Source organism: Amycolatopsis sp. NPDC104863 (assembly GCF_055582965.1).
The window spans coordinates 1,467,469-1,488,821 of record NZ_JBVJOW010000001.1 but is presented as its reverse complement, the minus strand read 5'-3'; the positions used below and the strand labels follow the sequence as shown (position 1 = coordinate 1,488,821).

The 21,353-nt window shown below is 71.6% G+C and carries 22 protein-coding genes; 10 read left to right on the top strand and 12 right to left on the bottom strand.

Annotated features, from left to right (window positions below):
- The first annotated feature begins 43 nt into the window (after positions 1-43).
- The gene (locus ACZ63J_RS06560; protein ID WP_465305013.1) at positions 44-238 is read left to right on the top strand and encodes a DUF6229 family protein; all 195 of its coding nucleotides are present in this window, start codon (positions 44-46) and stop codon (positions 236-238) included.
- An 84-nt stretch (positions 239-322) separates the two neighbouring features.
- Positions 323-3,145 (top strand): type 2 lanthipeptide synthetase LanM family protein, encoded by a 2,823-nt coding sequence (locus ACZ63J_RS06555; RefSeq protein WP_465398370.1) that lies wholly within the window; start codon positions 323-325, stop codon positions 3,143-3,145.
- Positions 3,146-3,187: 42 nt separating this feature from the next.
- On the opposite strand, the gene ACZ63J_RS06550 is transcribed toward ACZ63J_RS06555, so the two are convergent.
- Positions 3,188-4,576 (bottom strand): KamA family radical SAM protein, encoded by a 1,389-nt coding sequence (locus ACZ63J_RS06550; RefSeq protein ID WP_465339556.1) that lies wholly within the window; start codon positions 4,574-4,576, stop codon positions 3,188-3,190.
- A gap of 131 nt (positions 4,577-4,707) precedes the next feature.
- Between ACZ63J_RS06550 and ACZ63J_RS06545 the strand changes: the two genes are divergently transcribed.
- Genes ACZ63J_RS06545 through ACZ63J_RS06535 form a run of 3 tightly spaced genes read left to right on the top strand, consistent with a single transcriptional unit; the run spans position 4,708 to position 8,743 of the window.
- A complete protein-coding gene (locus tag ACZ63J_RS06545) occupies positions 4,708-6,303 on the top strand; it encodes an amidohydrolase (protein WP_465398369.1) in 1,596 nt (531 codons plus the stop codon).
- Between the two features lie 11 nt (positions 6,304-6,314).
- The gene (gene lnt / locus ACZ63J_RS06540; RefSeq protein ID WP_465398368.1) at positions 6,315-7,949 is read left to right on the top strand and encodes an apolipoprotein N-acyltransferase; all 1,635 of its coding nucleotides are present in this window, start codon (positions 6,315-6,317) and stop codon (positions 7,947-7,949) included.
- Between the two features lie 26 nt (positions 7,950-7,975).
- Positions 7,976-8,743 carry a polyprenol monophosphomannose synthase gene (locus ACZ63J_RS06535; RefSeq protein ID WP_465398367.1) on the top strand — a complete coding sequence of 256 codons (768 nt, stop codon included), beginning with the start codon at positions 7,976-7,978 and terminating at the stop codon, positions 8,741-8,743.
- Here ACZ63J_RS06535 and ACZ63J_RS06530 read toward each other — a convergent pair.
- Positions 8,730-9,476 (bottom strand): class I SAM-dependent methyltransferase, encoded by a 747-nt coding sequence (locus ACZ63J_RS06530; protein ID WP_465398366.1) that lies wholly within the window; start codon positions 9,474-9,476, stop codon positions 8,730-8,732. The two genes, ACZ63J_RS06535 and ACZ63J_RS06530, sit on opposite strands and share 14 nt — an antisense overlap.
- A gap of 35 nt (positions 9,477-9,511) precedes the next feature.
- Between ACZ63J_RS06530 and ACZ63J_RS06525 the strand changes: the two genes are divergently transcribed.
- Positions 9,512-10,306, top strand: coding sequence for a PIG-L deacetylase family protein (locus ACZ63J_RS06525; protein ID WP_465398365.1), 795 nt, complete (start codon positions 9,512-9,514; stop codon positions 10,304-10,306).
- On the opposite strand, the gene ACZ63J_RS06520 is transcribed toward ACZ63J_RS06525, so the two are convergent.
- Positions 10,239-10,988 carry a DeoR/GlpR family DNA-binding transcription regulator gene (locus ACZ63J_RS06520; RefSeq protein WP_465339550.1) on the bottom strand — a complete coding sequence of 250 codons (750 nt, stop codon included), beginning with the start codon at positions 10,986-10,988 and terminating at the stop codon, positions 10,239-10,241. The genes ACZ63J_RS06525 and ACZ63J_RS06520 overlap by 68 nt on opposite strands.
- A 48-nt stretch (positions 10,989-11,036) precedes the next feature.
- On the opposite strand from ACZ63J_RS06520, the gene ACZ63J_RS06515 reads away from it, so the two are divergent.
- The gene (locus tag ACZ63J_RS06515) at positions 11,037-11,648 is read left to right on the top strand and encodes an NUDIX domain-containing protein (protein ID WP_465304995.1); all 612 of its coding nucleotides are present in this window, start codon (positions 11,037-11,039) and stop codon (positions 11,646-11,648) included.
- Positions 11,649-11,741: 93 nt separating this feature from the next.
- On the opposite strand, the gene ACZ63J_RS06510 is transcribed toward ACZ63J_RS06515, so the two are convergent.
- The 3 genes from ACZ63J_RS06510 to ACZ63J_RS06500 all read right to left on the bottom strand — a co-directional run bounded on the left by ACZ63J_RS06510 (position 11,742) and on the right by ACZ63J_RS06500 (position 14,496).
- Positions 11,742-12,089: an RNA polymerase-binding protein RbpA gene (locus tag ACZ63J_RS06510; protein ID WP_003081521.1), complete on the bottom strand. Its 348-nt coding sequence runs from the start codon at positions 12,087-12,089 to the stop codon at positions 11,742-11,744.
- 225 nt (positions 12,090-12,314) lie between these two features.
- The gene (locus tag ACZ63J_RS06505) at positions 12,315-13,073 is read right to left on the bottom strand and encodes a thymidine kinase (protein WP_465398364.1); all 759 of its coding nucleotides are present in this window, start codon (positions 13,071-13,073) and stop codon (positions 12,315-12,317) included.
- A gap of 22 nt (positions 13,074-13,095) precedes the next feature.
- Positions 13,096-14,496, bottom strand: coding sequence for an MFS transporter (locus ACZ63J_RS06500; RefSeq protein ID WP_465398363.1), 1,401 nt, complete (start codon positions 14,494-14,496; stop codon positions 13,096-13,098).
- Positions 14,497-14,740: 244 nt separating this feature from the next.
- On the opposite strand from ACZ63J_RS06500, the gene ACZ63J_RS06495 reads away from it, so the two are divergent.
- The gene (locus tag ACZ63J_RS06495) at positions 14,741-15,409 is read left to right on the top strand and encodes a transglycosylase family protein (RefSeq protein ID WP_465398362.1); all 669 of its coding nucleotides are present in this window, start codon (positions 14,741-14,743) and stop codon (positions 15,407-15,409) included.
- Between the two features lie 10 nt (positions 15,410-15,419).
- Here ACZ63J_RS06495 and ACZ63J_RS06490 read toward each other — a convergent pair whose 3' ends face one another.
- Positions 15,420-16,202 carry a glycerophosphodiester phosphodiesterase gene (locus ACZ63J_RS06490; protein WP_465339545.1) on the bottom strand — a complete coding sequence of 261 codons (783 nt, stop codon included), beginning with the start codon at positions 16,200-16,202 and terminating at the stop codon, positions 15,420-15,422.
- 66 nt (positions 16,203-16,268) lie between these two features.
- On the opposite strand from ACZ63J_RS06490, the gene ACZ63J_RS06485 reads away from it, so the two are divergent.
- Positions 16,269-16,655 (top strand): hypothetical protein, encoded by a 387-nt coding sequence (locus tag ACZ63J_RS06485; RefSeq protein WP_465339544.1) that lies wholly within the window; start codon positions 16,269-16,271, stop codon positions 16,653-16,655.
- 209 nt (positions 16,656-16,864) lie between these two features.
- Here the strand turns inward: ACZ63J_RS06485 and ACZ63J_RS06480 are convergent, their stop codons facing one another.
- The 4 genes from ACZ63J_RS06480 to ACZ63J_RS06465 form a co-directional block, all read right to left on the bottom strand.
- On the bottom strand, positions 16,865-17,839 hold the full coding sequence (locus ACZ63J_RS06480) for a tyrosine-type recombinase/integrase (protein WP_465398771.1): 975 nt from the start codon (positions 17,837-17,839) through the stop codon (positions 16,865-16,867).
- Between the two features lie 532 nt (positions 17,840-18,371).
- Complete coding sequence (locus ACZ63J_RS06475) at positions 18,372-18,812, bottom strand: SRPBCC family protein (protein WP_465398361.1); 441 nt, start codon at positions 18,810-18,812, stop codon at positions 18,372-18,374.
- Between the two features lie 2 nt (positions 18,813-18,814).
- Positions 18,815-19,147, bottom strand: a complete 333-nt coding sequence (locus ACZ63J_RS06470) for an ArsR/SmtB family transcription factor (RefSeq protein WP_465339542.1) — start codon at positions 19,145-19,147, stop codon at positions 18,815-18,817.
- The gene (locus ACZ63J_RS06465) at positions 19,144-19,578 is read right to left on the bottom strand and encodes an SRPBCC domain-containing protein (protein WP_465398360.1); all 435 of its coding nucleotides are present in this window, start codon (positions 19,576-19,578) and stop codon (positions 19,144-19,146) included. Before ACZ63J_RS06465 ends, ACZ63J_RS06470 begins: the two co-directional genes overlap by 4 nt.
- Positions 19,579-19,727: 149 nt before the next feature.
- Between ACZ63J_RS06465 and ACZ63J_RS06460 the strand changes: the two genes are divergently transcribed.
- Entirely contained in the window at positions 19,728-20,369 is a 642-nt protein-coding gene (locus ACZ63J_RS06460; RefSeq protein ID WP_465304977.1) for a DUF1345 domain-containing protein, read from the top strand.
- Here ACZ63J_RS06460 and ACZ63J_RS06455 read toward each other — a convergent pair.
- The gene (locus ACZ63J_RS06455) at positions 20,356-21,333 is read right to left on the bottom strand and encodes an SDR family NAD(P)-dependent oxidoreductase (protein WP_465398359.1); all 978 of its coding nucleotides are present in this window, start codon (positions 21,331-21,333) and stop codon (positions 20,356-20,358) included. The genes ACZ63J_RS06460 and ACZ63J_RS06455 overlap by 14 nt on opposite strands.
- Positions 21,334-21,353: the final 20 nt, after the last annotated feature.

Sequence of the window (21,353 nt, the reverse complement as noted above, 5' to 3'; positions counted from 1 at the left end):
TCCGCAGGTCGTGTTCACATCCTTTTGTCGACCTGGAGGTTCCATGCGCACTGTGGATTCTGCTGCCATTGTGGAAGGCTGGCTGTCGGGTTCGGAAACGGCGCACGGCCTGGCGAACCCCGCCGGTCCGCTGTACGTCGGCGGAAACGCCGCCGAAGCCGCGCTGGTCGACCCGACCGACATGCTGTACGCGTTCTGTTCCAGCCCGAGCGGCTCACACGGCAGCTGGTGCTGCTGACGAGCTCGGTTCTCGCCAAAAGCGCCCGCGTTTCCCGGTTTCCGGGTGCGCGGGCGCGCTCGGGTCGCAAACAGGTGGAGGCCGGTGTTGCTCGATTCAGCGGAAAGCGAAACCCTGCCGTTCGGCGGTCCGGTCGGCGCTCTCGCGCGACCGTGGCGCGGCGGCCTGGCCGACGAGCTCGACGCGATTCCCGGCCTGACGCCGGACGAGCGCGCCGTCGTGCTGGCGGCCGGGAGTGACGCGCTGGTCCATTCGCTGCACGCGAAGGTGTCCCGCGTGTTCCTCATCGAGCTGCACGCCCGGCGGCTGGCCGGCGGCGCGGGGGACGACGCCGCGACCTGGGCGCAGTACGTCGAGGACGCGACGCGGGAGGACTACCTGACCACCCTCGAGGGGCGGTACCCGGTCCTTCCGCGGCGTATCGCGCAAGTGGCCAGGTTGTCGGTGGCCGCTGTTGCCGGGTTCGCCGCCCGGCTCGCCGCGGACCGGCCGCGGTTCGCCGACGCGCTGCGCGGGCCGCTACGGGCGGTCACGTTCGGGCGCGGCGACACCCACCGGGGCGGCCTGACGGTCAGCCGCGTCGACGTCGGTGACGGCACCGTCATGTACAAGCCGCGGAACTCGGCGATCGACGTCGCGCTCGCGGCCCTGATCCGCGACGCCTACGAGGACTTCCCCGGCGCGCCGGAGCTCGCCGAGCGGATCCGGGTGCCCGCGGTGCAGCTGCGCGAGGGCTACGCGTGGGCGGACTTCGTCGAGCCGCGCTACTGCGCCGACGAGCGCGAGCTGAGCGTCTTCTACCGCAACATCGGGCACTGGCTGGCGGTCCTGCGGCTGTGCGGGGGCACCGACATGCACGCGGAGAACATGATCGCCGCGGGCCCGGTGCCGGTCATCGTGGACGCCGAGACGCTCTTCGACGCGCCCGCGGACTTCCCGGCCAGCGGCCAGGGTGACGCCGTCGACGTCGCCACCGCCGCGATCCGCCGCACGGTCCTGCGCACCGGGCTGCTTCCGGTGCGCGGCACGGGGTACGCGCTCGGCGGGGTGGACATCTCCGGGCTCGGCGCGCTGCCCGGGCAGCAGCCCCGGATCCCGGCGCCGGTCATCGCCGGCGCGGGCACGGCGGCCGCGCGCCTGGAGGTCGACCTGGTCGAGATGCCGACCGCCGGGAACCACCCCAGCCCGACGGCGGTGCTGCACGCGCACTGGGACCGTGTGGTCGAGGGCTTCCGCGAGATGACCGCGCACCTGCACCGGCTCGACACCCGCCCCGGCGGTGACGCTTTCCACCTGCTGCGGCACTTCGAAGGCGTCGAGGCCCGCCGGATCCTGCGGCCGACGCAGGCTTACGTCGACATCGGCCGGATGCTGTGGCACCCGGCGTCGCTGCACGACGAGGCGGCCGCGACCGAGCGGGGGCGCGACATCCTGCTGCGCAACGCGAAGGTCCTGCACGGCGCGCCCCAGGACCGCGCGACGATCGACGCGGAGATCGCCGACCTGCAGGCCGGCGACGTCCCGTTGTTCAGCTTCGAGGTGGACCGCGCGGCGATCGCGGCGTCGGTGGCCGACTGGCGCGAGGCCGACCTGCCGTTCGAGGAGTCGATCATCCAGGACGCGCTGGTCGGGGCCTACCTCAACGAGCGGACCCTGCCCTCACGCCGCCAGTACCCCGCCCGCGACCCGCACTGCCGCGACCGGGAACGCCGCCGCCGGGCGCTGGCCGCGCAGCTGGTCCGGCGGCTGTGCGACGGCGCGGTCCGCGGCGCGGACGGGACGGTCACCTGGGTCAGCCCGGTGTTCACCCCGGCGGGCTGGTCGATCCGGGTCCTGCCCGCCGACCTCTACACCGGCCAGGGCGGCGTGGTGCTCACGCTGGCCGAATACCTGGCCGAGGTCCGCGCCGGCCGCGCCGACGAAGTCCCCGGAGTGCAGGAGTGCTTCGACGGCGCGCTGCGGGTGCTCAAGAGCGTCGAGGAGCTGACCGAGACGCCGTCGGCCGGGGCGTTCAGCGGGGCGGCGTCGCAGGTGTGGACGTGGCTCGCGCTGCACCGGGTGCTGGGCTGGGACTGGCTGCTGGACCGGGCGGCCGAGCGCGCCGGGCAGTTCTCCGACGGGCGCATGATCGCCGAGGACCGCGAGGTCGACCTGCTCAACGGCGTCGCGGGCGCGGCGGTCCCGCTGCTCGGCCTGGCCGCGACCGGCCGGCCGGAGTGGCTGCCGGTGGCCGCGGCGGTGGGCAATCGGCTGGGGGAGCTGGCGGTCCGCGAGGACCATGGCGCGCGCTGGCCCACCCGGCTCAACCCCGAGGGCATCGGCGGGTTCGCCCACGGCGCCACCGGAATCGGCTGGACGCTGACGCGGCTCGCGCTCAGCGAAGCCGGCACGCCGGCGGAACGGGCCGCCTGGCACGAGCTGGCCGAGCAGGCTTTCGCCTATCAGGAATGGCTTTACCGGCCGGAGGCCGGCAACTGGTTCGACGCCCGGATCGGCAGCGAGGACGACTTCTTCACCAGCTGGTGCCACGGCAGCGCGGGCATCGGACTGGCAATGCTCGACCTGCACCACCGCACGGGCGACCCCCGGCGGCTCGAGATGGCGGTCCGCGCCGCCCGCGCGAGTGCGGCCGAGGGTTTCGGCTGGAGCCACACGCTGTGCCACGGCGACATCGGCCTGTGGGAGATGCTGGAGGCGATCCGGCCGGCGGACCCCACGTGGGACGGCCCGAGCCGCGACGAGATCGACGCGGAGCTGCTGACCAGCCTCGAACAACGCGGCCCGGTCGGCGGCCTGGCCCGCGAGGCGTTCGCCCCGAGCCTGATGTCGGGACTGGCCGGTGTGGTGCACGGCCTGCTGCGGATGCACCCGGGGCACGAGCTGCCTTCGCCGCTTTTGCTGGACTGAGCGTTGAGGGGGTGCCGCGAACGCGGCACCCCCTCAACGGCGTCAGCGGGGCTGGTTCGCCCACCAGGTCCGCCCGGCCTCGGGCAGCGTCGAGATCGGGTCGTAGTACGGGTAACGCCGCTGCAGCGCCTCCGGGTCGTCCAGCTCGATACCGGTCCGGTAGTTCTTCGTCCAGTACGAAATCCCCAGCTCCCGATCGTAGTCAGCCAGCTGGTGCACCCACCGCTTCCCGACATACGGCACGTCGCACACGATGCGAGGCGTCGCATACCCCGGCAGGTACCCCATGATCGAGTGCTGCAGCTCCTGCGCCTCGTGCACCGAAACCCGCCAGTGCTCCGCGTTCGGGATCATGTCGCACATATAGAAGTAATACGGCAGAATGTTCGCCTCGCCCTGCAGCGCGAAACACAGGTCCAGCAGCTGCGCCGGCGTCGCGTTGACCCCGCGCATCAGCACGCCTTGGTTGCGGACGTCGCGGACACCCACGTTCAGCGCCGTCTGGGCCGCCTCGGCCACCAGCGGGGTCACCGACTGGGCGTGGTTGACGTGGGTGTGGATCGCCAGGTTGACGCCGCGGCGCTGGGCCGTCACCGCGACGCGCTCGAGGCCTTCGACGACCTTCGGCTGGATCCAGTGCTGCGGGAGCGCCGCCAGTGCCTTGGTCGCCAGGCGGATGTCGCGGACCGTGTCGATGTCCATCAGGCGCATCAGGAACGACTCCAGCTGCGGCCACGGCACGTTCGCCACGTCGCCGCCCGAGACGACCACGTCACGCACACCCGGAGTCTTCTTCAGGTACGCGATCATCGCGTCCTGGCGGTCTACCGGCTTGAGGGTGAGCTTGTGCTTCTCGACCGTCTCCGTGGAGTTGCCGACCAGGTCCATGCGGGTGCAGTGCCCGCAGTACTGGGGGCAGGTCGAGATCATCTCGGCCAGCACCTTCGTCGGGTAGCGGTGGGTCAGGCCCTCCACGACCCACATCTCGGCCTCGTGCAGCGAGTCGCGCTCCGAGTGCGGGTGGCTCGGCCACGTCGAGTCGCGGTCGCTCTTGACCGGGAGCATGTAGCGGCGGATCGGGTCGGCGTAGAACGCCTCGGTCACCTTCGCCGGGTCGGTGCCCGCCGTCGGCGCCATCGTGTTGATCATCTGCGGCGGCAGCAGCATCGACATCGTCGCCAGCTCGCGCTGGTCGGCGAGCAGGTCGTCGTAGAAACGCTCCTCCAGCAGGTCGCCCATCAGGGCGCGCAGCTGCTTGGCGTTGCGGATGCAGTGCACTCGCTGCCACTGCGCGTCACGCCACTCGGCCTCGGTCACGTCGTGCCAGCCCGGGAAGCGGCGCCAGTCGGGTTCCACCAGCTCGGCGCGGGCGTACTCGTAGGGCTGGTCGAAGGCGGCGGCAGGCGTCACAGGTTCCTGGGTCGCAGTCACTTGTACTCCTAGTCGTCGGGAACGCGTTAAAATATCCTGTCATAACGTTCTCACGGAGTAAATCTTCCTGCCTGCTGGCGTGCCTTCCCCCAGGTGGAGGAAGCCGGGAGACGCGGGGCAAACTCAACGACGTGACGGACGAACACACAACGCTCCTGCTCGGCGGACGCGTCTACACCCCCGCCGGCCCGGACGCCACGGCGATGGCGGTCACCGGCGGCACCGTGGTCTGGGTCGGGCAGGACGCCCCGGCCCGCGCGCTGCACGCGAACGCCGAGATCGTCGACCTCCAGGGCGCGTTCGTGGCGCCCGCGTTCGTCGACGCGCACGTCCACGCCACCGCCACCGGCCTGCACCTGACCGGCCTCGACCTCACCGGCGTCCACGACCGCGCCGAGCTGCTCGCCCGCGTCCGCGACGCCGTCGTTCCGGGGCAGGTCCTGCTCGCCCACGGCTGGGACGAGAGCGGCTGGACCGACCCGCGGCTGCCCAGCCGCACCGAGCTCGACGACGCCGCCGGCGGCGCCCCGGTCTACCTCAGCCGCGTCGACGTCCACTCCGCGCTGGTCTCCACCGCGCTGGTCGAGCTGGCCCCGGCCGCCCGCGCCGCCGACGGCTGGTCACCCGAGGGCCCGCTGACCCGGGCCGCCCACCACGCCGTCCGCGCGGCCGTGCGCGCCGCGGTCACGCCGGAGCAGCGTGACCGCGCCCAGCGCGCGTTCCTGGCCGAGGCCGCCGCCCGGGGCGTGGTGAGCGTGCACGAATGCGCCGGCCCCGACATCTCCGGCCGCGACGACCTGGCCGCCCTGCTCACCCTCGCGGGACCGGACACCCCCGAGGTCGTCGGCTACTGGGGCGAGCTCGACGCCGTCGACACCGCACGCGAGCTCGGCGCCCGCGGCCTGGCCGGCGACCTGTTCGTCGACGGCGCACTCGGCTCCCGCACCGCCGCCCTGAGCGAGCCCTACGCCGACCACGACGGCTCCGGGACGCGCTACCTCGACGCCGCACGCATCGGCGAGCACCTGGCCGCCTGCACCGAAGCCGGGCTGCAGGCCGGCTTCCACGTCATCGGCGACGCCGCCGTCGCGGAGGTGGTCGAAGGCTTCCGCCTGGCCGAAAAGCAGGTGGGGCAGCGCGCGCTCGCCGCCCGTCACCATCGGCTCGAGCACCTCGAGATGGTCACCGCCGAGCAGGCGAAGCTGCTGGCCGGCTGGGGCGTCGTCGCCTCGATGCAGCCGCTGTTCGACGCGCTCTGGGGCGGCGAGAACGGCATGTACGCCGAACGGCTCGGCGTGGACCGCGCGGCCGGGCTCAACCCGTTCTCCGTCCTGGCCGCGGAAGGCGTTGTGCTGGCCTTCGGGTCCGACGCGCCCGTCACCCCGCTGGACCCGTGGGCCAGCGTCCGCGCGGCCGCCTACCACCGCACGCCGGGCGCGGGCCTGTCCCCGCGGGCCGCGTTCACTGCCCACACCCGCGCCGGGCACCGCGCTGCCGGTGTCAACGACGGCGTCACCGGCAGCCTCGTCCCGGGCGCGCCGGCGCACTACGCGATCTGGGACGCGACCGACCTCGTCGTGGCCACCCCGGACAGCCGCGTGCAGCGCTGGTCCACCGACCCGCGGGCCGGCGTGCCACCGCTGCCGCGGCTGGAACCGGACGCCGCGCTGCCGCGATGCCTGCGCACCGTGCGCTCGGGTGCGGTCCTCCACAACGCCATCACCTAGAGTTGTCACCTGTGGCAGTCACCGTGGCGGACCCCGAACCGGGCGCCCCGCACCAACCCGCCCGAACCCGGCGAAGCTTCCCCCGCGCCTGGCTGCTGAGGCTGGCCACGGCGCTGGTGTCCGGCTTCGCCTACTACCTGAGCTTCGCGCCGCGCCCGCTGTGGTGGCTCGCCCCGCTCGCCTTCGCCGGGTTCGCGTTCGTCCTGCGGGGCCGCAGCTTCCGGGGCGCGTTCGGCTACGGCTTCGCGTTCGGCTTCGTCTTCTTCCTGCCGCTGCTGACCTGGCTGCTGGACTTCCTGGGCCCGGACTTCGGCCCGTGGCCGTGGCTCGGCCTGTCCTTCGCGCTGGCGCTGTACTACGGCCTCGCCGGCGGCCTCTTCACGTGGGTGGCGCGGCTGCCGCTCGCGCCGCTGTGGGGCGCACTGATCTTCGTCGCGATGGAGACCCCGCGCGCATGGTTCCCCTTCGGCGGCTTCCCCTGGGGCCGCGTCGCCTTCAGCCAGCCCGAAGGCGCGTTCCTGCCGCTGGCCTCGATCGGCGGCGCGCCACTGGTCGGCCTCGCCGTCGTCCTGACCGGCTTCTGCCTGGCCGCGCTCGCCGGCCGGCTGTGGGACGCGCGTGACGCGCTGAAGGCCACGCTGCGGGCCCGGCGGACCATCCTGGCCGCCGTCGTCACGCTGCTGCCGATCGTCGCCGGGCTGGCGCTGTGGCCCACCATCGGCACCGGCGCGCAGGACGGCGAGCGGACCGTCGCGACCGTCCAGGGCAACGCCCCCGACATCGGGCTCGCGCTGCAGGGCGAGCGGGACGTGCTGCGCCGCAACACCATCGCCGAAAGCGAGCGCCTCCTCGACGCGATCCACGCCGGGAAGGTCCCGAAACCGGACCTGGTGCTGTGGCCCGAAAGCGCGACCACCGTCACCGGCCCCGACCCGCAGGTCGACCAGCTCGTCGCCGCCTTCGGTGTGCCCGCGCTGGTCGGCGCGCTCTACGAGCTGCCCGACCGCCACCTCCAGAACTCCGTCATCGCCTGGGACCCGCACACCGGGCCCGGGCAGCGCTACGCCAAGCAGCAGCTGGTGCCCTTCGGCGAGTACGTGCCCGCGCGGAAGCTCGCCAAGCTCGTCACGCCGTTCATCGACCAGGAGACCGTCGACATGCTCCCCGGTGACGGCGCCAACCAGGCGCTGGACGTCGCGGGCACGCGGGTCGGGGTGTTCGTCTGCTACGAGGCCGCGTTCGACTACCCGGGCCGCGACGCCGTGCGCGACGGCGCCGAGCTGCTCGTGGTGCCGACCAACAACGCCTGGTACGGCGAGAGCGAGATGAGCGTGCAGCAGCTGGCCATGTCCCGGCTGCGCGCGGTCGAACACGGCCGCGCGGTGGTGGTGTCCGCCGTCTCAGGAGTGAGCGCGATCGTCGCCCCCGACGGAACGGTTACCAGCTCAACGGGCCTTTTCACCGCGGATTCCCTGGTCGGGCGCGTCCCGCTGCGGACGCAGACTACGCTGTCGGATCGACTCGGTGCGTGGACGGAGTACGGGCTGCTGGCACTGGCGATCGCCGGGGTGGCCGGCGGGCTCGTACTCCGTTTTCGCACCCGGCGCACCAGCGCCGGCACGGCAGCAGGGGACACGGCGGACTGACCGCCGGGGATATCGGAGGAGCACGGATGTCGCAGGCGCCGCGGGGGGCCCGGGAAATCGAGCCGGTGCTGGTGGTGATCCCGACCTACAACGAGCGGGAGAACCTCGGCCCGATCCTGGATCGCCTGCACAAGGCACTTCCGGACGTGCACGTGCTCGTGGTGGACGACGGCAGCCCGGACGGCACCGGGAAGCTCGCCGACGAGCGCGCGGCCGCGAACCCGAACGTGCACGTCATGCACCGGACCGAGAAGGCCGGGCTGGGCGCGGCCTACATCGCCGGGTTCCGCTGGGGCCTGGCGCGCGAGTACGGCACGATCGTCGAGATGGACGCCGACGGCTCGCACGCCCCGGAGGACCTGCCGCGGCTGCTGGACGCCGTCAGCGACGCGGACCTGGCCATCGGCTCGCGGTATGTCCCGGGCGGCAGCGTCGTCAACTGGCCGCTGAAGCGCCAGGTGCTCTCGCGCGGCGCCAACGTCTACTCGCAGATCGCGCTGGGCATGCGCACGCGTGACATCACGGCGGGCTTCCGCGCCTACCGGCGTCCGGTGCTGGAGAAGCTGGCGCTCGACGAGGTCAACTCGCACGGGTACTGCTTCCAGATCGACCTGACCATCCGCACGGCCGACGCCGGGTTCGAGATCGTCGAGGTGCCGATCACCTTCACCGAGCGCGAGATCGGCGAGTCGAAGATGGACGGCTCGATCATCCGCGAGGCGTTCCTGCGGGTGGCGTCGTGGGGCGCGCAGCGCCGCTGGCAGCAGGTCCGGCGGCTGCTCAAGCGCGGCTGACCCGCGCGGTCACGATCCACGTCCGGGCGCCCAGCAGCACGCCGTCCGGGGTTTCGTGCGCGGCGAAGGCGGCCCGCAGGCGGCTTGGGGCCTCCGCGGTGGGCCGCAGCTCCTCGACGTCCTTGAGGCCGAGGGCGAACTCGCACGCCGTCGCGGCGTCGGGCCCGTAGCAGACGGGTTCGCGCAGCTCGGTGAACTCGACGTCGGTGAAGCCCGCGGTCCGCAGCAGCGCGTTGGTGTGGGTTCGGTCGCCGAGGGAGAAGTGCGGCCCGGCGGGTGGCGCGGTGGTGCCGGGAGCGACGGCGTCGTGCAGCACCGAGTACCACTGGTTGCGGTCCCGCTCCTGCCACACGAGCAGCACCAGGCGGCCGCCGGGCCGCAGCGCGCGGGCGAGGTTGGCGAACGCCGCGGGCGGGTCGGCGAAGAACATCGCCCCGAACCGGGACAGCACGACGTCGAACACCGCGGGCGGGAACTCGTGGGTCTGCACATCGGCCACCTCGAAGCTCGCCCCGCCGAGTTCGCGTGCCTTGGTGATGGCTTGCTCCGAGACGTCGACCCCCAGCGCCGTCGCGCCCGCCTGAGCGGCTTCACGGGTGGACTCGCCGGTGCCGCAGCCGACGTCGAGGACGTCCTCACCCGGCCGGACGGCCGCCGCGGCGCGGAACCGCTCGTTGTGCGGGCGCACCTCGGCGTCGAACAGCGCCGCGAACCGGACCCGGTGTTCACTCATGCCGATTTCTCCTGTTCTCGGCCATCATGGGGCCGATGACGACCATCGTGGCCTTCCACGCCCACGCCGACGACCCCGTGCTGCTCAGCGGCGGCACCCTCGCCCGCGCGGCGGCCGACGGGCACCGGGTGGTGGTCGTGGTGGCCACCGACGGCATGTCCGCGCAGCACCCGACCCCTCGGTGGGCCGAGCTGGAGGCGAGCGCGGCCATCCTCGGCGTCCGGCGGGTCGTGCACCTCGGGTACGCCGACAGCGGGCACGGGCCCGAGCTGTACCCGGATCCGCCCGGCCGGCAGCGGTTCGCCCGCGCCGACACCGAGGAGGCCGCGCACCGGCTCGCCGCCGTGCTGCAGGAGGAGAAGGCCGACCTGCTGCTCGGGTACGACGCAGGCGGCGGGTACGGCCACCGCGACCACGTCAAGGTGCACCAGGTCGCTCGCCGGGCGTCCCGGCTGACCGGGACGCGGCTGCTGGAAGCCACCCTGCCGCGCGACGTCGTCGTCCTGCTCGCCCGGGCGGCCCGGGCCCTGCGGATCCCGGTCCGCTACGACACCGCCGCGCTCGGGCGGCTGTACAGCCCGGCGTCGGCCATCACCCACCGCTTCACCGTGCGGCGCTTCGCCGGGCGCAAGCAGGCCGCGCTCGCGGCGCACGTGTCCGACGTCCGGGGGACCGGACGGCTCTCGGCGGTGCTGCGGGTGCTCGTGTGGCTGCCGAAGCCGGTGTTCGCGCTGGTGGCGGGCCACGAGTGGTACACCGAGGTCAGCGGAGGACCACGCCCATCGCTGCAAGTTTCTGCACGTTCTGGTCGGACTCGTCCGCGTCGGTGATGAGGCCGGCGATGTCGGCGAAGGGCAGCACGGTGAACCGCGACGCCGCGCCGAGCTTCTCGGCGCTGGCCAGCACGTAGGTGTCGGCGGCCCGCCGCGCGAGGGTGCGTTTCATCGCGGCCTCGTCGGCGTCGCCCGTGGTGAGACCGGCCTCGGGGTGCACCCCGGTGACGCCGAGCAGGAAGACGTCGGCGCTGATCGCCTGGGCGGCCTCGGCGGCGGCCGCGCCGCAGGTGACCGCGGAGTGCCGGAAGAGCCGGCCGCCGAGCAGGAAGACGTCGATGCCGTGGTGGTCCAGCAGCGCGGCGGCGATGGTCGGGCTGTGGGTGACGACGGTCGCCGCCAGGTCTTTCGGCAGGGCCTGGGTGACGGCGAGGGTAGTGGTGCCGCCGTCGAGGATGACCGTCGAGCCGGGCCGGACCAGCCGGGCGGCGACGGTGGCGACGCGGTCCTTGCCGGCCACGGCGATCGACGTCCGGCTCGTGTAGTCGGCGACGGCGGGGGAGACGGGCAGCGCTCCGCCGTAGACGCGCTGGCAGAGCCCGGCCGCGGCGAGGTCGCGCAGGTCGCGGCGGATGCTGTCCTCGGAGACGCCGAGCTCGGCCGCGACGTCCTTCGCGAGCACCTTGCCCTCGGCGGCCAGCCGGGCCAGCAGCAGGTCACGGCGTTCCCCGACCAACATGCACGATCCTCCTTGTTGCTTCCGAGTCATGCACATTATGGTCGGGGCATGACCTCTTCGACAAGCGCCCTCGGCCCGGACCGCAACCCGCGGGTCCGGATCACCGACGTGGAGGTGCTGGCCTCGGCCTGGCACGTCCTGCGCCGCACGACGTTCGAGTACCAGCACGGCGACGGCCGCTGGACGACCGAGCAGCGCGAGACCTACGACCGCGGCAACGGCGCCACCGTCCTGCTCTACGACCTCACCCGCGCCACGGTGCTGCTGACCCGCCAGTTCCGCTACCCGGTCTACGTCAACGACCACCCGGACGGCATGTTCCTCGAGACCGCGGCGGGCCTGCTGGACGCCGACGACGCGGAGACGGCCATCCGCCGCGAGGCGCAGGAGGAGACCGGCGTTCACATCGGCGAGCTGCAGCTGGTCTTCGACGTCTACACGAGCCCGGGCTCGGTCACCGAGCGCCTCTTCTGCTACGCCGCGCCGTACGACCCCTCGGACCGCGGCACGGGCGGCGGGCTCGCGGAGGAGGGGGAGTACATCGAGGTGGTCGAGCTGCCCTTCCGCGAGGCGCTGGCGATGGTGCGCGACGGCCGGATCGCCGACGCGAAGACGATCATGCTCCTGCAGTGGGCCGCTCTGGAGGGCCCGTTCAGCTAGCTGTCCCGGGCATGCGAAAGGCCCCCGCGGGGGGAGGTCGCGGGGGCCTTTCCGTTGTGGTGGGAGCGGTGGCTACGAGCCGAGCTCCCGGGGTCAAGCGGACCGGGAGGTCCGCCGCCCCTTCAGCTCGGCGAGACGTTCGTTGAGCAGGTCCTCGAGCTCGGGGATCGTGCGCCGCTCGAGCAGCATGTCCCAGTGGGTGCGCGGCGGCTTGACCTTCTTCTGCTCGGGCTGCCCGCCGTCGACGATCTCCGACTCGCTGCCGTGCAGCCGGCATTCCCAGACCGTCGGGATCTCGGCGTCGTCGGAGAACGGCACCTCGAACTCGTGGTTCTTCGGGCAGGCGTAGCGCACGGTGCGGCGCGGAGCGAGGTCGTGGTTGCGGTCGGTCTCGTAGCTGACCGCTCCCAGCCGGCTTCCACGAAGAACACGGTCGGCCATGATGGGGTCCTTTCAGTCAGCTCCGGGTGGAGCCAGGGTGTTGCTCACCCTATGCAACGACTCGGGGCCCCCGAGGATTCCCGGGACACCATGTCGTTGCTCACGATGAGCTGCGTCACCCGCCGGCATCAGCTTCCTCTAGTAGGACGCGTTTCGCGCTCCGGCGTGACGTCAATACGGCCTTCTTAGTGCTGATATCCCCCGGATGGGCTACTCGCGCCCAGGTCAGGTCAACCGTAACTGACCGTGATGGGCAGTAACCGGTCCCAAGTCACCCGCTCGATAGTGGCGGCGACACAATACCTGATAACGCACGGTAGCAGATTCGGCCTCAAAACGCGCTGAAGCTGAAGTTTCAACTACGGATTGTTCGGTATCTGCGACCACAACAGTGTCCCCCTCCCGCACAACCTCCCCGTCGAGCACCCGCGCGTTGAACCGCCCGGCCAGCCCGCACCAGCACAACACCTCGACCTGGACCGGCTGCAGCTCGTCCGCCAGTTCGAACAGACGAGCGGCCCCCGGGAACAACCGGCTCCGGAAGTCCGTCGCGATCCCGAAGCAGTAGACGTCGATCTGAACCTCGTCGGCCAGCTCCGCCAGCTGGTCGACCTGCCCGGGGGAGAGGAACTGCGCCTCGTCCACCACGACGTAGTCCACGTGCTGCCCCCGCGACCACTCCTGCCGCACCAGGTCCCGCACGTCGGTGTCCTCACCGACCTCCACCGCCTGCCGGGTCAGCCCGATCCGGCTCGAGATCTGCGGCGCGCCCGAACGGTCGTGGCGCACCAGCACCAGGCCCCGCCGGCCCTGCCGCGCGTGGTTGTGGTCGATCTGCAGCGCCAGCGTCGACTTCCCGCAGTCCATCGGCCCGTAGCAGAACTTCAGCCTGCCCACCGGCGGCGTCCCGCGCCGCGATCCGGCCGCGGGAACGGAGGAGAGCGCGTCGGTCGGGTCGGGGCCGGCCGGATTCACCAAGGTCACGACGCCCGACCCTATCGGTCGTTCACAACACCTCCGGCGGACGGTTGCCCGCCGCCACGATCGCGCGCCGCACCGGCACCAGCCAGACCAGCACCAGACCCGCCGCGAAGAAGACCACCAGCGCGATGATCGCCAGCCGGAACGACCCCGTCGCCTGCCCGACCCCGGCGAACAGCAACGGCCCCAGCCACGACGTCCCGCGCTCACCCACGACGTAGAGCGAGTAGTACTGCGCGTCCTTGCCCGCCGGGATCATCTGGCTGAACAACGACCGCGACAGCGCGTTCGTCCCGCCCAGCACCAGCCCGATCCCCACCGCCACCGCCAGGAACTGCGCCAGCTGCTTCGGCTGCACGAAGTACGCCCCGGCCAGCACGACCACCCACAGCACCAGGCTGCCCAGGATCGTCCGCTTCGCCCCGACCCGCCGCGCCACCAGCCCGTGCAGCGTGCCACCCAGGTACGCGACGAACTGGATCACCAGGATCGTCACGATCAGCACCTCGTTGCCGAACTTCAGCTCGTCCTTGCCGTACTGCGCCGACACCGTCACCACGGTGTTGATGCCGTCGGTGAAGACCAGGTAGCTGCCCAGGAAGGCCAGCGTCAACGGGTACGCCTTCGCCGCCACGATCGTCTGCTTCAGCTCCGTGAAGCCCGCACGCAGCACCGACGCCCCCGGGGCGACGTCCACCGGCGTGTGCCGCCGGGGGAGCGCCCGCACCGCCGGGATCGTGAACAGCGCCCACCACAACCCCGAGGTCAGGAAGCAGATCTGCACCGCCAGGCCCTGGCTGACCCCGAACGCGTCGTGACCGAGGTAGAACCCCAGCTGCAACGCCAGCGCCAGCCCACCGCCCAGGTACCCGAACGCCCAGCCCTTCGCCGAGATGTCGTCCCGCTCGTCCGGCCCGCCGATGTCGACCAGGAACGAGTAGTAGACGACCAGCGAACCGCCGTACCCGATGTTCGCGACGATGAACAGCACCACGCCCAGCTGCCAGTCCGAACCGGCGAAGAAGAACATCGCCGCCGCGGCCGCCGCGCCCAGGAACGCGAACCCGGCCAGGATCCGGCGCTTGTTGTGGCTGCGGTCGGCCACCGCACCCGCGATCGGCAGCACCAGCACCTGCACCACCGTCGCCACCGACAGCAGGTAACCCCACACCGAACCCGCCGGGAACTGCAGCCCGAACAACGTCACGTCACAGTTGTGGAGCGTGTCCACCGCACCGGACGCGTTCACGCACGCGTGGTCCCCGTTAAGGGTGAAGTTCGACTTCGCGTCCTCGGCCGCGATCGTGCTCATCGAGAGGGCGCCGAACACCGTCGTCGTCGACGAATAGAACGGCGAATTAGCCCAGTCGTAGAAATACCAGCCCCACCGCTCGCGCTTGGTCGAGCGCGTCCCGGCCAGCGTCATCCACGGCTCCTCATGCTCAAGAACGTCCAGGTCAGCGCGGAGACTACTGGGAGGTAGCGGCACCGGACACCGCACCTCGCAAACCGTGTCCGCTTTGTCGCTTCGTGATCATGCGCCACTTCCGTGGCAATCACGGTTCGGCCTTCACGGCGTGTCGCTGACACGAGTGAACAGTGTTTCGTGTGAGACTCGTGCGGGCAGCGTGTCTCTTGTGGTCAAAGGGGCACGCTCCTACTGTGCTCGCATGATCCACAACCGGAGACGAACCGTCGCGAGACTCCTGCTTCTCGCCGTGGCCGCTTGGGGTCTGCCGCTCACCATCCCCGCCGTCGCCGCCGCGGACCCCGCGCCGACGGCCTGGGCCAAGCTCCGCATGTGCGAGTCCAGCGGCCGCTACGCCACCAACACCGGCAACGGCTACTACGGCGCCTACCAGTTCGACCTGCCCACCTGGCGCAGCGTCGGCGGCGCCGGCCGCCCCGACCAGGCCGCCCCCGCCGAACAGGACTACCGAGCCCTCTACCTCTACCGCATGCGCGGCTGGCAACCCTGGCAGTGCGCCGGCATGCTCAAGCTCGCCGGCGACGCCGACGCCCGCAGCAAGCGCGTCCCCACCTACGCCGAAGCCGCCTACATCGGCGGCGGACCCGCGCCGGCGCCCACCCCGCCGCCCCCGAGCGGCAAACCGCCGTGGCCCGGCGTCGTCTACGCCTACGGCGACTGCGCCGCTCCGCTCAAGGCCTTCCAGCTCCGCATGAACGCCTTCGGCTACGGCTTCACCGGCACCGGCTGCTACTACGACAAGACCAGGACCGCCGTCCTCGACCTCCAGCGCGCCAACGGCATCAAGGACAGCGGCCTGCTCGGCCCCAAGACCTGGGAAGCCGCCTGGAGCGGCAAACCACCCCGCTGACGCCCGCCGGTCAGGCCTGCTGCCAGGTGCCCCGCTCGATCAACACCGCACGCAGCAGGTCCGGCCGGTCCGTCACGATCCCGTGCACCCCCAGGTCCAGCAGCATCCGCATCTCCGCTGGATCGTCGATCGTCCACGTGTGCACCTCGATCCCGGACCGCCCCGCGATCGACACGAACGCCTTGTCCACCACCCGCAGCGCACCCTGCCGCACCGGCACCTGCGCCATCGCCCCCAGCACCAGCCGCCCGAGGGGGAGCAGCGGCAGCTTCCCCCGCGCCCACAACGCGAACGCCGACCGCGGACCCATCGCCGTCACCAGCTTCGGCCCCGCCAGCTTCCGCAACCGCGCCAGCCGCGCATCCGAGAACGACGCCGCCGCCACCCGGTCGTGCGCCCCCGTCCGCTCCAGCACCTCGACGAACGGCTTCACCGCCTGCTCGGCCTTCACATCGATGTTGAACCGCGCGTCCGGCAGCTCCTCCAGCACGTCCTCCAGCCGCGACAGGGGAGCCTTCCCCCCGACCTTGACGTTCTTCAGCTGCTCCCACGTCTGCGACGCGATCGCCCCCGAGCCGTCCGTCGTCCGGTCCAGGCTCGCGTCGTGGTGCACCACCACCACACCGTCCGACGTCGCGTGCACGTCCGTCTCCAGGTACCGGTAACCCTCGGCACACGCCCGCCGGAACGCGGGCAGCGAATTCTCCAGCCCGTCCAGCTCGTCCAGGTGCCAGCCACGGTGGGCGAAAGCACGGGGGAGCGGATCGGCCAGGTACGGGAACGACGACTGCATACCCCGATTGTGCCCTCCGGCCATGACCTCGGCATGAGCGAGCGGTGGCCAGCTAGGGTCTCCCGGGTGAGGGAAACCGCCGAACTGGCCCAGCCCGCCCCGCTCGAGCTCACCCCGGGCCCGGGCCGCCGAGGCGCGCCCAAGCACTGCGGCTGGTGCGGACGACGTCTCCCCGAAGGCGGCAACGTCGGCCGCCGACGGCGCTACTGCGGCCAGTCCTGCCGCCAGCGCGCCTACGAACGCCGGACCGCACTGCAGCGCAGCGGGCTCCCCGAAGACGCCGTCGTCCTCTCCGACGGCGAAGTCGCCGCCCTCCAGGACCGGCTCTTCCAGCTCCGCTGCGCCGCCGAAGACATCGTCACCGCCGCCGACGACGGCGCCGACCTCAGCGAGCTGCGCGGACTCGCCGACGAGATCGCCCGCGCCGCCAAGGACCTCGAACAACTCCGCTGACCCCGGCCGGCCTACCGGAACGGACGACACCCGCACACCACCGGACGACACGCGTACCCAGCCGGACGACACGCGTACACCGCCGGACGACACGGCACGCCGTGGAACCCCGGCCCGTGTCGTCCATCCCGGTACGCGTGTCGTCCAGTCAGGTACGCGTGTCGTCCACTCAGGTACGCGAGTCGTCCGGTGCGGTACAGCGGGACCGGTCAGCCCAGGCCGTCCAGGGCCCGGTATGTCCGGTTGCTCGCCGCCGCCGCTCGTTGCTCCCGGCCCGTCGCCTCGATGTAGTTCTGGCTCGTCGCCAAGCTCGCGTGCCCCAGCAACGCCATGATCTCCGACGCCGTCGCCCCGTCCTCCGCCAGCCGCGTCGCGAACGTGTGCCGCAACGCGTGCAGGTTCGCCCCCGCCGGCACCCGGTCGTGCAACCCCGCACCCCGGTAACACGACTTCACCAGGTACTCCAGCGCGCCCCGCCCGATCGGCTCACCCGACCGATCCAGCAGCAACGGCGAACCAGGGGAGAACCGCGCGTTCGCGAACCGCACCCGGCACGACTCCCGGTACCGCTCGATCAGCTCCGCCAGCACCGGCTGCACCGGGATCGACCGGTCCCGGCTGCCCTTCCCCTTCACGTGCAACCGCAGCTCACCGGCACGCCCCACCAGCGACCGCGACGTCAGCGCCCGCATCTCCGCCGCCCGCAACCCCGCCACCAGCCCCAGCGCGATCACCAGCACGTCCCGCTCCGGCCACGGGTCCCGCGCGCGCCGGGAACCCGCGGCCGCCGCCGACAGCAGCTGCTCCGGGGTTTCCTCACCCCGCAACGGCTTCGGCGTCAACGCCGGCGTCCGCGGTCGCGCCACCGCACCCATCGGGTTGCCCGCCAGCAGCCCGTCCGCCACGCAGAACGTGAGGAACTGGTTCCACGTCGACCAGGCCCGCAGCACCGAGCTCTTCGCATGACCGTCCGCGAACACCCCGAACGCCGACCGCAGCGCCGTCCCGGTCAGGTCGGCCACCTCGAGGTCTTCCCGGCCCAGCTCCGAAACCAGGAGAGTGGTGATCCCGGCGAGGTCACGGCGGTAGGCGTCGGTGGTGTGCGGCGAGTCCTTGCGCGGCCGGCGGGCGGCGAAGAAGGCTTGCTGGGCCTCGGAAACCTTCATGTGGATCTTGTACCGCACACCACCGACAGTTTCGGCGGCCGGGGTCGATCCCATTTCATGCATAATTGCCATTATGCATGAAATGTCGGAATCACCGGGAGTCCGCTCCCGGGGGATCCGGGCGCGGCGGTTCGAGCCTCTCGGAGCCTTCTGAGACGCCTTTCGGGGAATCGCACGCATGTTCGATGCGGCCGAGATGGCTGTCAGGAGGCCTGACGAGACCTCTGGAGAGGGTCACCAGGGACCAACTGCCGACGGACCGTCGGCTCTCAGGGCAAGATTGCCCACTCTAGTTTTGTCACCGTGACGTTTTAAGGTCGGGTGGCAGGACGTCGAATCCGCGGCTCCAGGGGATGTTCTCCCGGCCTCCCGCGAGCCTCCAGGAGCTGACTTGGCTCCCGTCCGGGCTCCAGGTTCGCCGTGCTCGCGCGTTCCTCAGGAGAAGCCGTCCTGACGAACTCCACCCCGGCGGATGCGGATCTTCCGCCCCTCTCGGCCCTCGGCCCAGCTGGTCACCAAGTGCCGATAATGTACATTATGTCAAGTAACGTCAGTGCCAGTCGCTGATGGACACGTCCCGCGGGTCCGGGGCGCCCTCCCCGGTCTCCAGGAGCTGCTTGAGGCTCATGAGGAAGATGGCCCACTTGGTGCTGCAGTGGTGCATGAACTCGCCCGCCTCGCGCCAGTCTTCGTGCTTGAACAGGACGATCGTGTACTCGCCGCGCTGTTCGAGGTCCCAGCGGATCGTCGTGCCGACCCACTCGGGCGGGCCGTCGACGACCTCCCAGCGGACGAGCCGTCCCGGGTCGAGCTCGGTGACCTTCATGTCGAACCCGCCGGCGGTGAAGCGGAACGCGATGACGCCGCCGACTTCGGTGTCCCCCACGGTTTTGTGGGCCCACCACGCGGAGAGGCCGTCGAGGGTCGTGATCGCGTTGTAGACCTGGCCGGGTGTGGTGTTCCGGGTGCCGATGCGGTGCAGGATGTCCATGGCTAACGGTTCCTTTCGATTCGTTCGGCGATGCGCTTGATGCGGCCGAGCCGGGCGTCCCAGGCGGCGCCGACTTCGGCGAGCTGGGCGACGGCGCGGGCGAGCTGGGTTTCGTCGACGCGGTACTGCTTTTCGCGGCCGGCGGTCGTGGCGTGGACGAGGCCGACGCGGTCGAGGACGGCGAGGTGCTTGGTGACGGCTTGGCGGGTCACCGGGAGGTGTTCGCTGAGGCTGGTGGCGGTGCCGCCGCCTTCGGTGAGCAGGAGGTCGAGCAGGCGGCGGCGGGTGGGGTCGCCGACGGCGGACCAGAGGTCGTCGTCCACGGTGGTGCTCACCGGGCGGCGGCGTACGGCGGGAGCTGGGGCAGGAAGTGGTCCCAGCCGCTGACGTGGTCGGCGTATTCGGCGGCGATCTTGGCTTCGTCCCAGCCGCGTTCGCGGAAGCCGGTTTCGGTCATGCGCAGACGGGTGCCGGTGCCGGCGGGTTCGAGCTCGAAGACGACGAGGAAGGAGTTGCCGGGTGCGGCGGCCTCCCCCGCGGTGTGGGTCCAGCGGAAGGAGAAGAGTTTGGGCGGGACGGCGTCGACGACGGTGAAGCGGACCCAGTTGCCGCCGAAGCCGATGCGGCCCTCTCCCCCGGGTTCGACGGGGTATTCGGCTTCGTCGGGCCACCATTCGCGGAGGTGTTCGGGGCTGCTGACGACGTCGAAGACGGTGTCGGGGGTGGCGTTGATGTGGAGTTCCCGTTCGATGGTTCCGTGGTCCATGCTCCGGCCTTTCTGCAACGTTTGGTTGCGTGTCACGTTAGCTCGCCCGGCGAGCATGTGCAACCTTTTGTTGCAGGAAGGCGTGAGCCGGGCCACCTGACCAGGTGATCCGGGGTGCCCCCGGCACCGGCCCGCAGTAGCTTCGCGCGATGCGGCGTCTGCGGAGGATCTGGTACCAGTGCGCGGAGTTCCTGCTGGTGCTGCTGGGGCTGGGGTGGCTGATCGCGCCGGACACCGGGCTGGACGTGGTGTTCCTGCTGGCGTGGGACGCGGTCGCGGCGGCGGTGATCGTGACGCGGTGGCTGCGGATCCGCCGCTACCGGCTGCTGGGTGACGCCGAGCCGACGTGGCTGCACAGCCTGCTGGGCCGCCGGTCGAGCTTCGTCGCGACGCTGGTGGTGAGCGTGGTCGGGATGTCGGCCGGTGGGCTGATCCTGGTGGCGAACGTGATCGCCGAGGACGACGACGAGACGGCGTTCGTGCTGCAGATCGGGGCGGTGCCGGCGGTGCTGGCGGCGTGGATCCTGCTGCACTTCGGGTACGCCGACCGGTACGCGCACCTGCACCACCGGGCCGCTCCGGGGCCGGGGTTGCGGTTCCCGGCGACGGAGCGGCCGAACCTGCTCGACTTCGCGTACTTCGCCTTCACGGTGGGGACTTCGTTCGCGACGTCCGATGTGGAGGTTCAGGCTCGGCCGCTGCGGTACACGGTGCTGACGCACAGTGTGCTGTCGTTCGTCTACAACACCGCGATCCTGGGGATCGCGGTCGGGGTGATCACCGGGAAGTAGCGAAGGCGTCGACGCCGGTGAGCTCGGCCGAGAGGGTCCAGAGGCGGGCGGCCTGGTCGGGGTCGATGGCGTATTCGCGGACGCCGACGCGGAGCCCGACGTCGGCGACGCCGTCGCCTTCGGGGGCGAGTTCGGCGATGTCGCAGTCTTCGAGGTAGACGCCGCCGAGGCCGTCGAGCCGGGGTGAGGTGGCGGCCCAGACCTGGGTGGCGGCGCCGGCTTCGGGGGTCTTGAAGTAGCCGCTGGGGTTGCCGTTCTCGTCGACCCAGCCCTGCGCGACGCGCTCTTCCTGCGGGATGTGGCGGGCGAGGTGGGTCAGGATCGAGCCGGGGTGCAGGGCGAACGCGCGCACGCCGCGGTCCCGGCCGAGCCGGTCGAGCTGGACGGCGAACAGGATGTTGGCGGTTTTGGCCTGGCCGTAGGCGAGCCACTTGTCGTAGCCGGTCTCGAAATGGGGGTCGTCCCAGCGGATGGGTGAGAAGTGGTGGCCTCGGGAGGAGACGGCGACGATGCGGGCGCCGTCGGCGATGGCCGGCCAGAGGCGGTTGACCAGGGCGAAGTGGCCGAGGTGGTTGGTGGCGAACTGGGCTTCCCAGCCGGGTCCGACGCGGGTTTCGGGGGCGGCCATGATGCCGGCGCTGGTGATGACGAGGTCGAGGCGGCGGCCGGTGGCGAGGAAGCGGTCGGCGAAGGCGTGGACGCTGGTGAGGTCGCCGAGGTCGAGTTCGTCGATTTCGACGCCGGGAAGGCCGGCGAGGGCTTCTTCGGCGGTGGCGCGGCGGCGGGCCGGGACGACGACGTGCGCGCCGGCGCTGACCAGGGCGCGGGTGGTCTCCAGGCCGATGCCGGAGTAGCCGCCGGTGACGAGGGCGAGCTTGCCGGTCAGGTCGATGCCGTCGAGGACCTCCGTGGTGGTGCTCGTGGCGCCGAAGCCGGAGCCGATCTGGTGCTGGGGTGTGGTCATGCCTTCGACCGTAGGAGCTG

Bases quoted from the DNA above. Each gene is read 5' to 3' on its own strand.
- ACZ63J_RS06500 (WP_465398363.1), bottom strand. From the start codon at position 14,496: ATGACGCTGGCCGGGACGCGCTCGACCAAGCGCGAGCGGTGGGGCTGG.
- ACZ63J_RS06515 (WP_465304995.1), top strand. From the start codon at position 11,037: ATGACCTCTTCGACAAGCGCCCTCGGCCCGGACCGCAACCCGCGGGTC.
- ACZ63J_RS06465 (WP_465398360.1), bottom strand. From the start codon at position 19,578: ATGGACCACGGAACCATCGAACGGGAACTCCACATCAACGCCACCCCC.
- ACZ63J_RS06475 (WP_465398361.1), bottom strand. From the start codon at position 18,812: ATGGACATCCTGCACCGCATCGGCACCCGGAACACCACACCCGGCCAG.
- ACZ63J_RS06510 (WP_003081521.1), bottom strand. From the start codon at position 12,089: ATGGCCGACCGTGTTCTTCGTGGAAGCCGGCTGGGAGCGGTCAGCTAC.
- ACZ63J_RS06520 (WP_465339550.1), bottom strand. From the start codon at position 10,988: ATGTTGGTCGGGGAACGCCGTGACCTGCTGCTGGCCCGGCTGGCCGCC.
- ACZ63J_RS06535 (WP_465398367.1), top strand. From the start codon at position 7,976: ATGTCGCAGGCGCCGCGGGGGGCCCGGGAAATCGAGCCGGTGCTGGTG.
- ACZ63J_RS06460 (WP_465304977.1), top strand. From the start codon at position 19,728: ATGCGGCGTCTGCGGAGGATCTGGTACCAGTGCGCGGAGTTCCTGCTG.
- ACZ63J_RS06455 (WP_465398359.1), bottom strand. From the start codon at position 21,333: ATGACCACACCCCAGCACCAGATCGGCTCCGGCTTCGGCGCCACGAGC.
- ACZ63J_RS06530 (WP_465398366.1), bottom strand. From the start codon at position 9,476: ATGAGTGAACACCGGGTCCGGTTCGCGGCGCTGTTCGACGCCGAGGTG.
- ACZ63J_RS06560 (WP_465305013.1), top strand. From the start codon at position 44: ATGCGCACTGTGGATTCTGCTGCCATTGTGGAAGGCTGGCTGTCGGGT.
- ACZ63J_RS06495 (WP_465398362.1), top strand. From the start codon at position 14,741: ATGATCCACAACCGGAGACGAACCGTCGCGAGACTCCTGCTTCTCGCC.
- ACZ63J_RS06525 (WP_465398365.1), top strand. From the start codon at position 9,512: ATGACGACCATCGTGGCCTTCCACGCCCACGCCGACGACCCCGTGCTG.
- ACZ63J_RS06490 (WP_465339545.1), bottom strand. From the start codon at position 16,202: ATGCAGTCGTCGTTCCCGTACCTGGCCGATCCGCTCCCCCGTGCTTTC.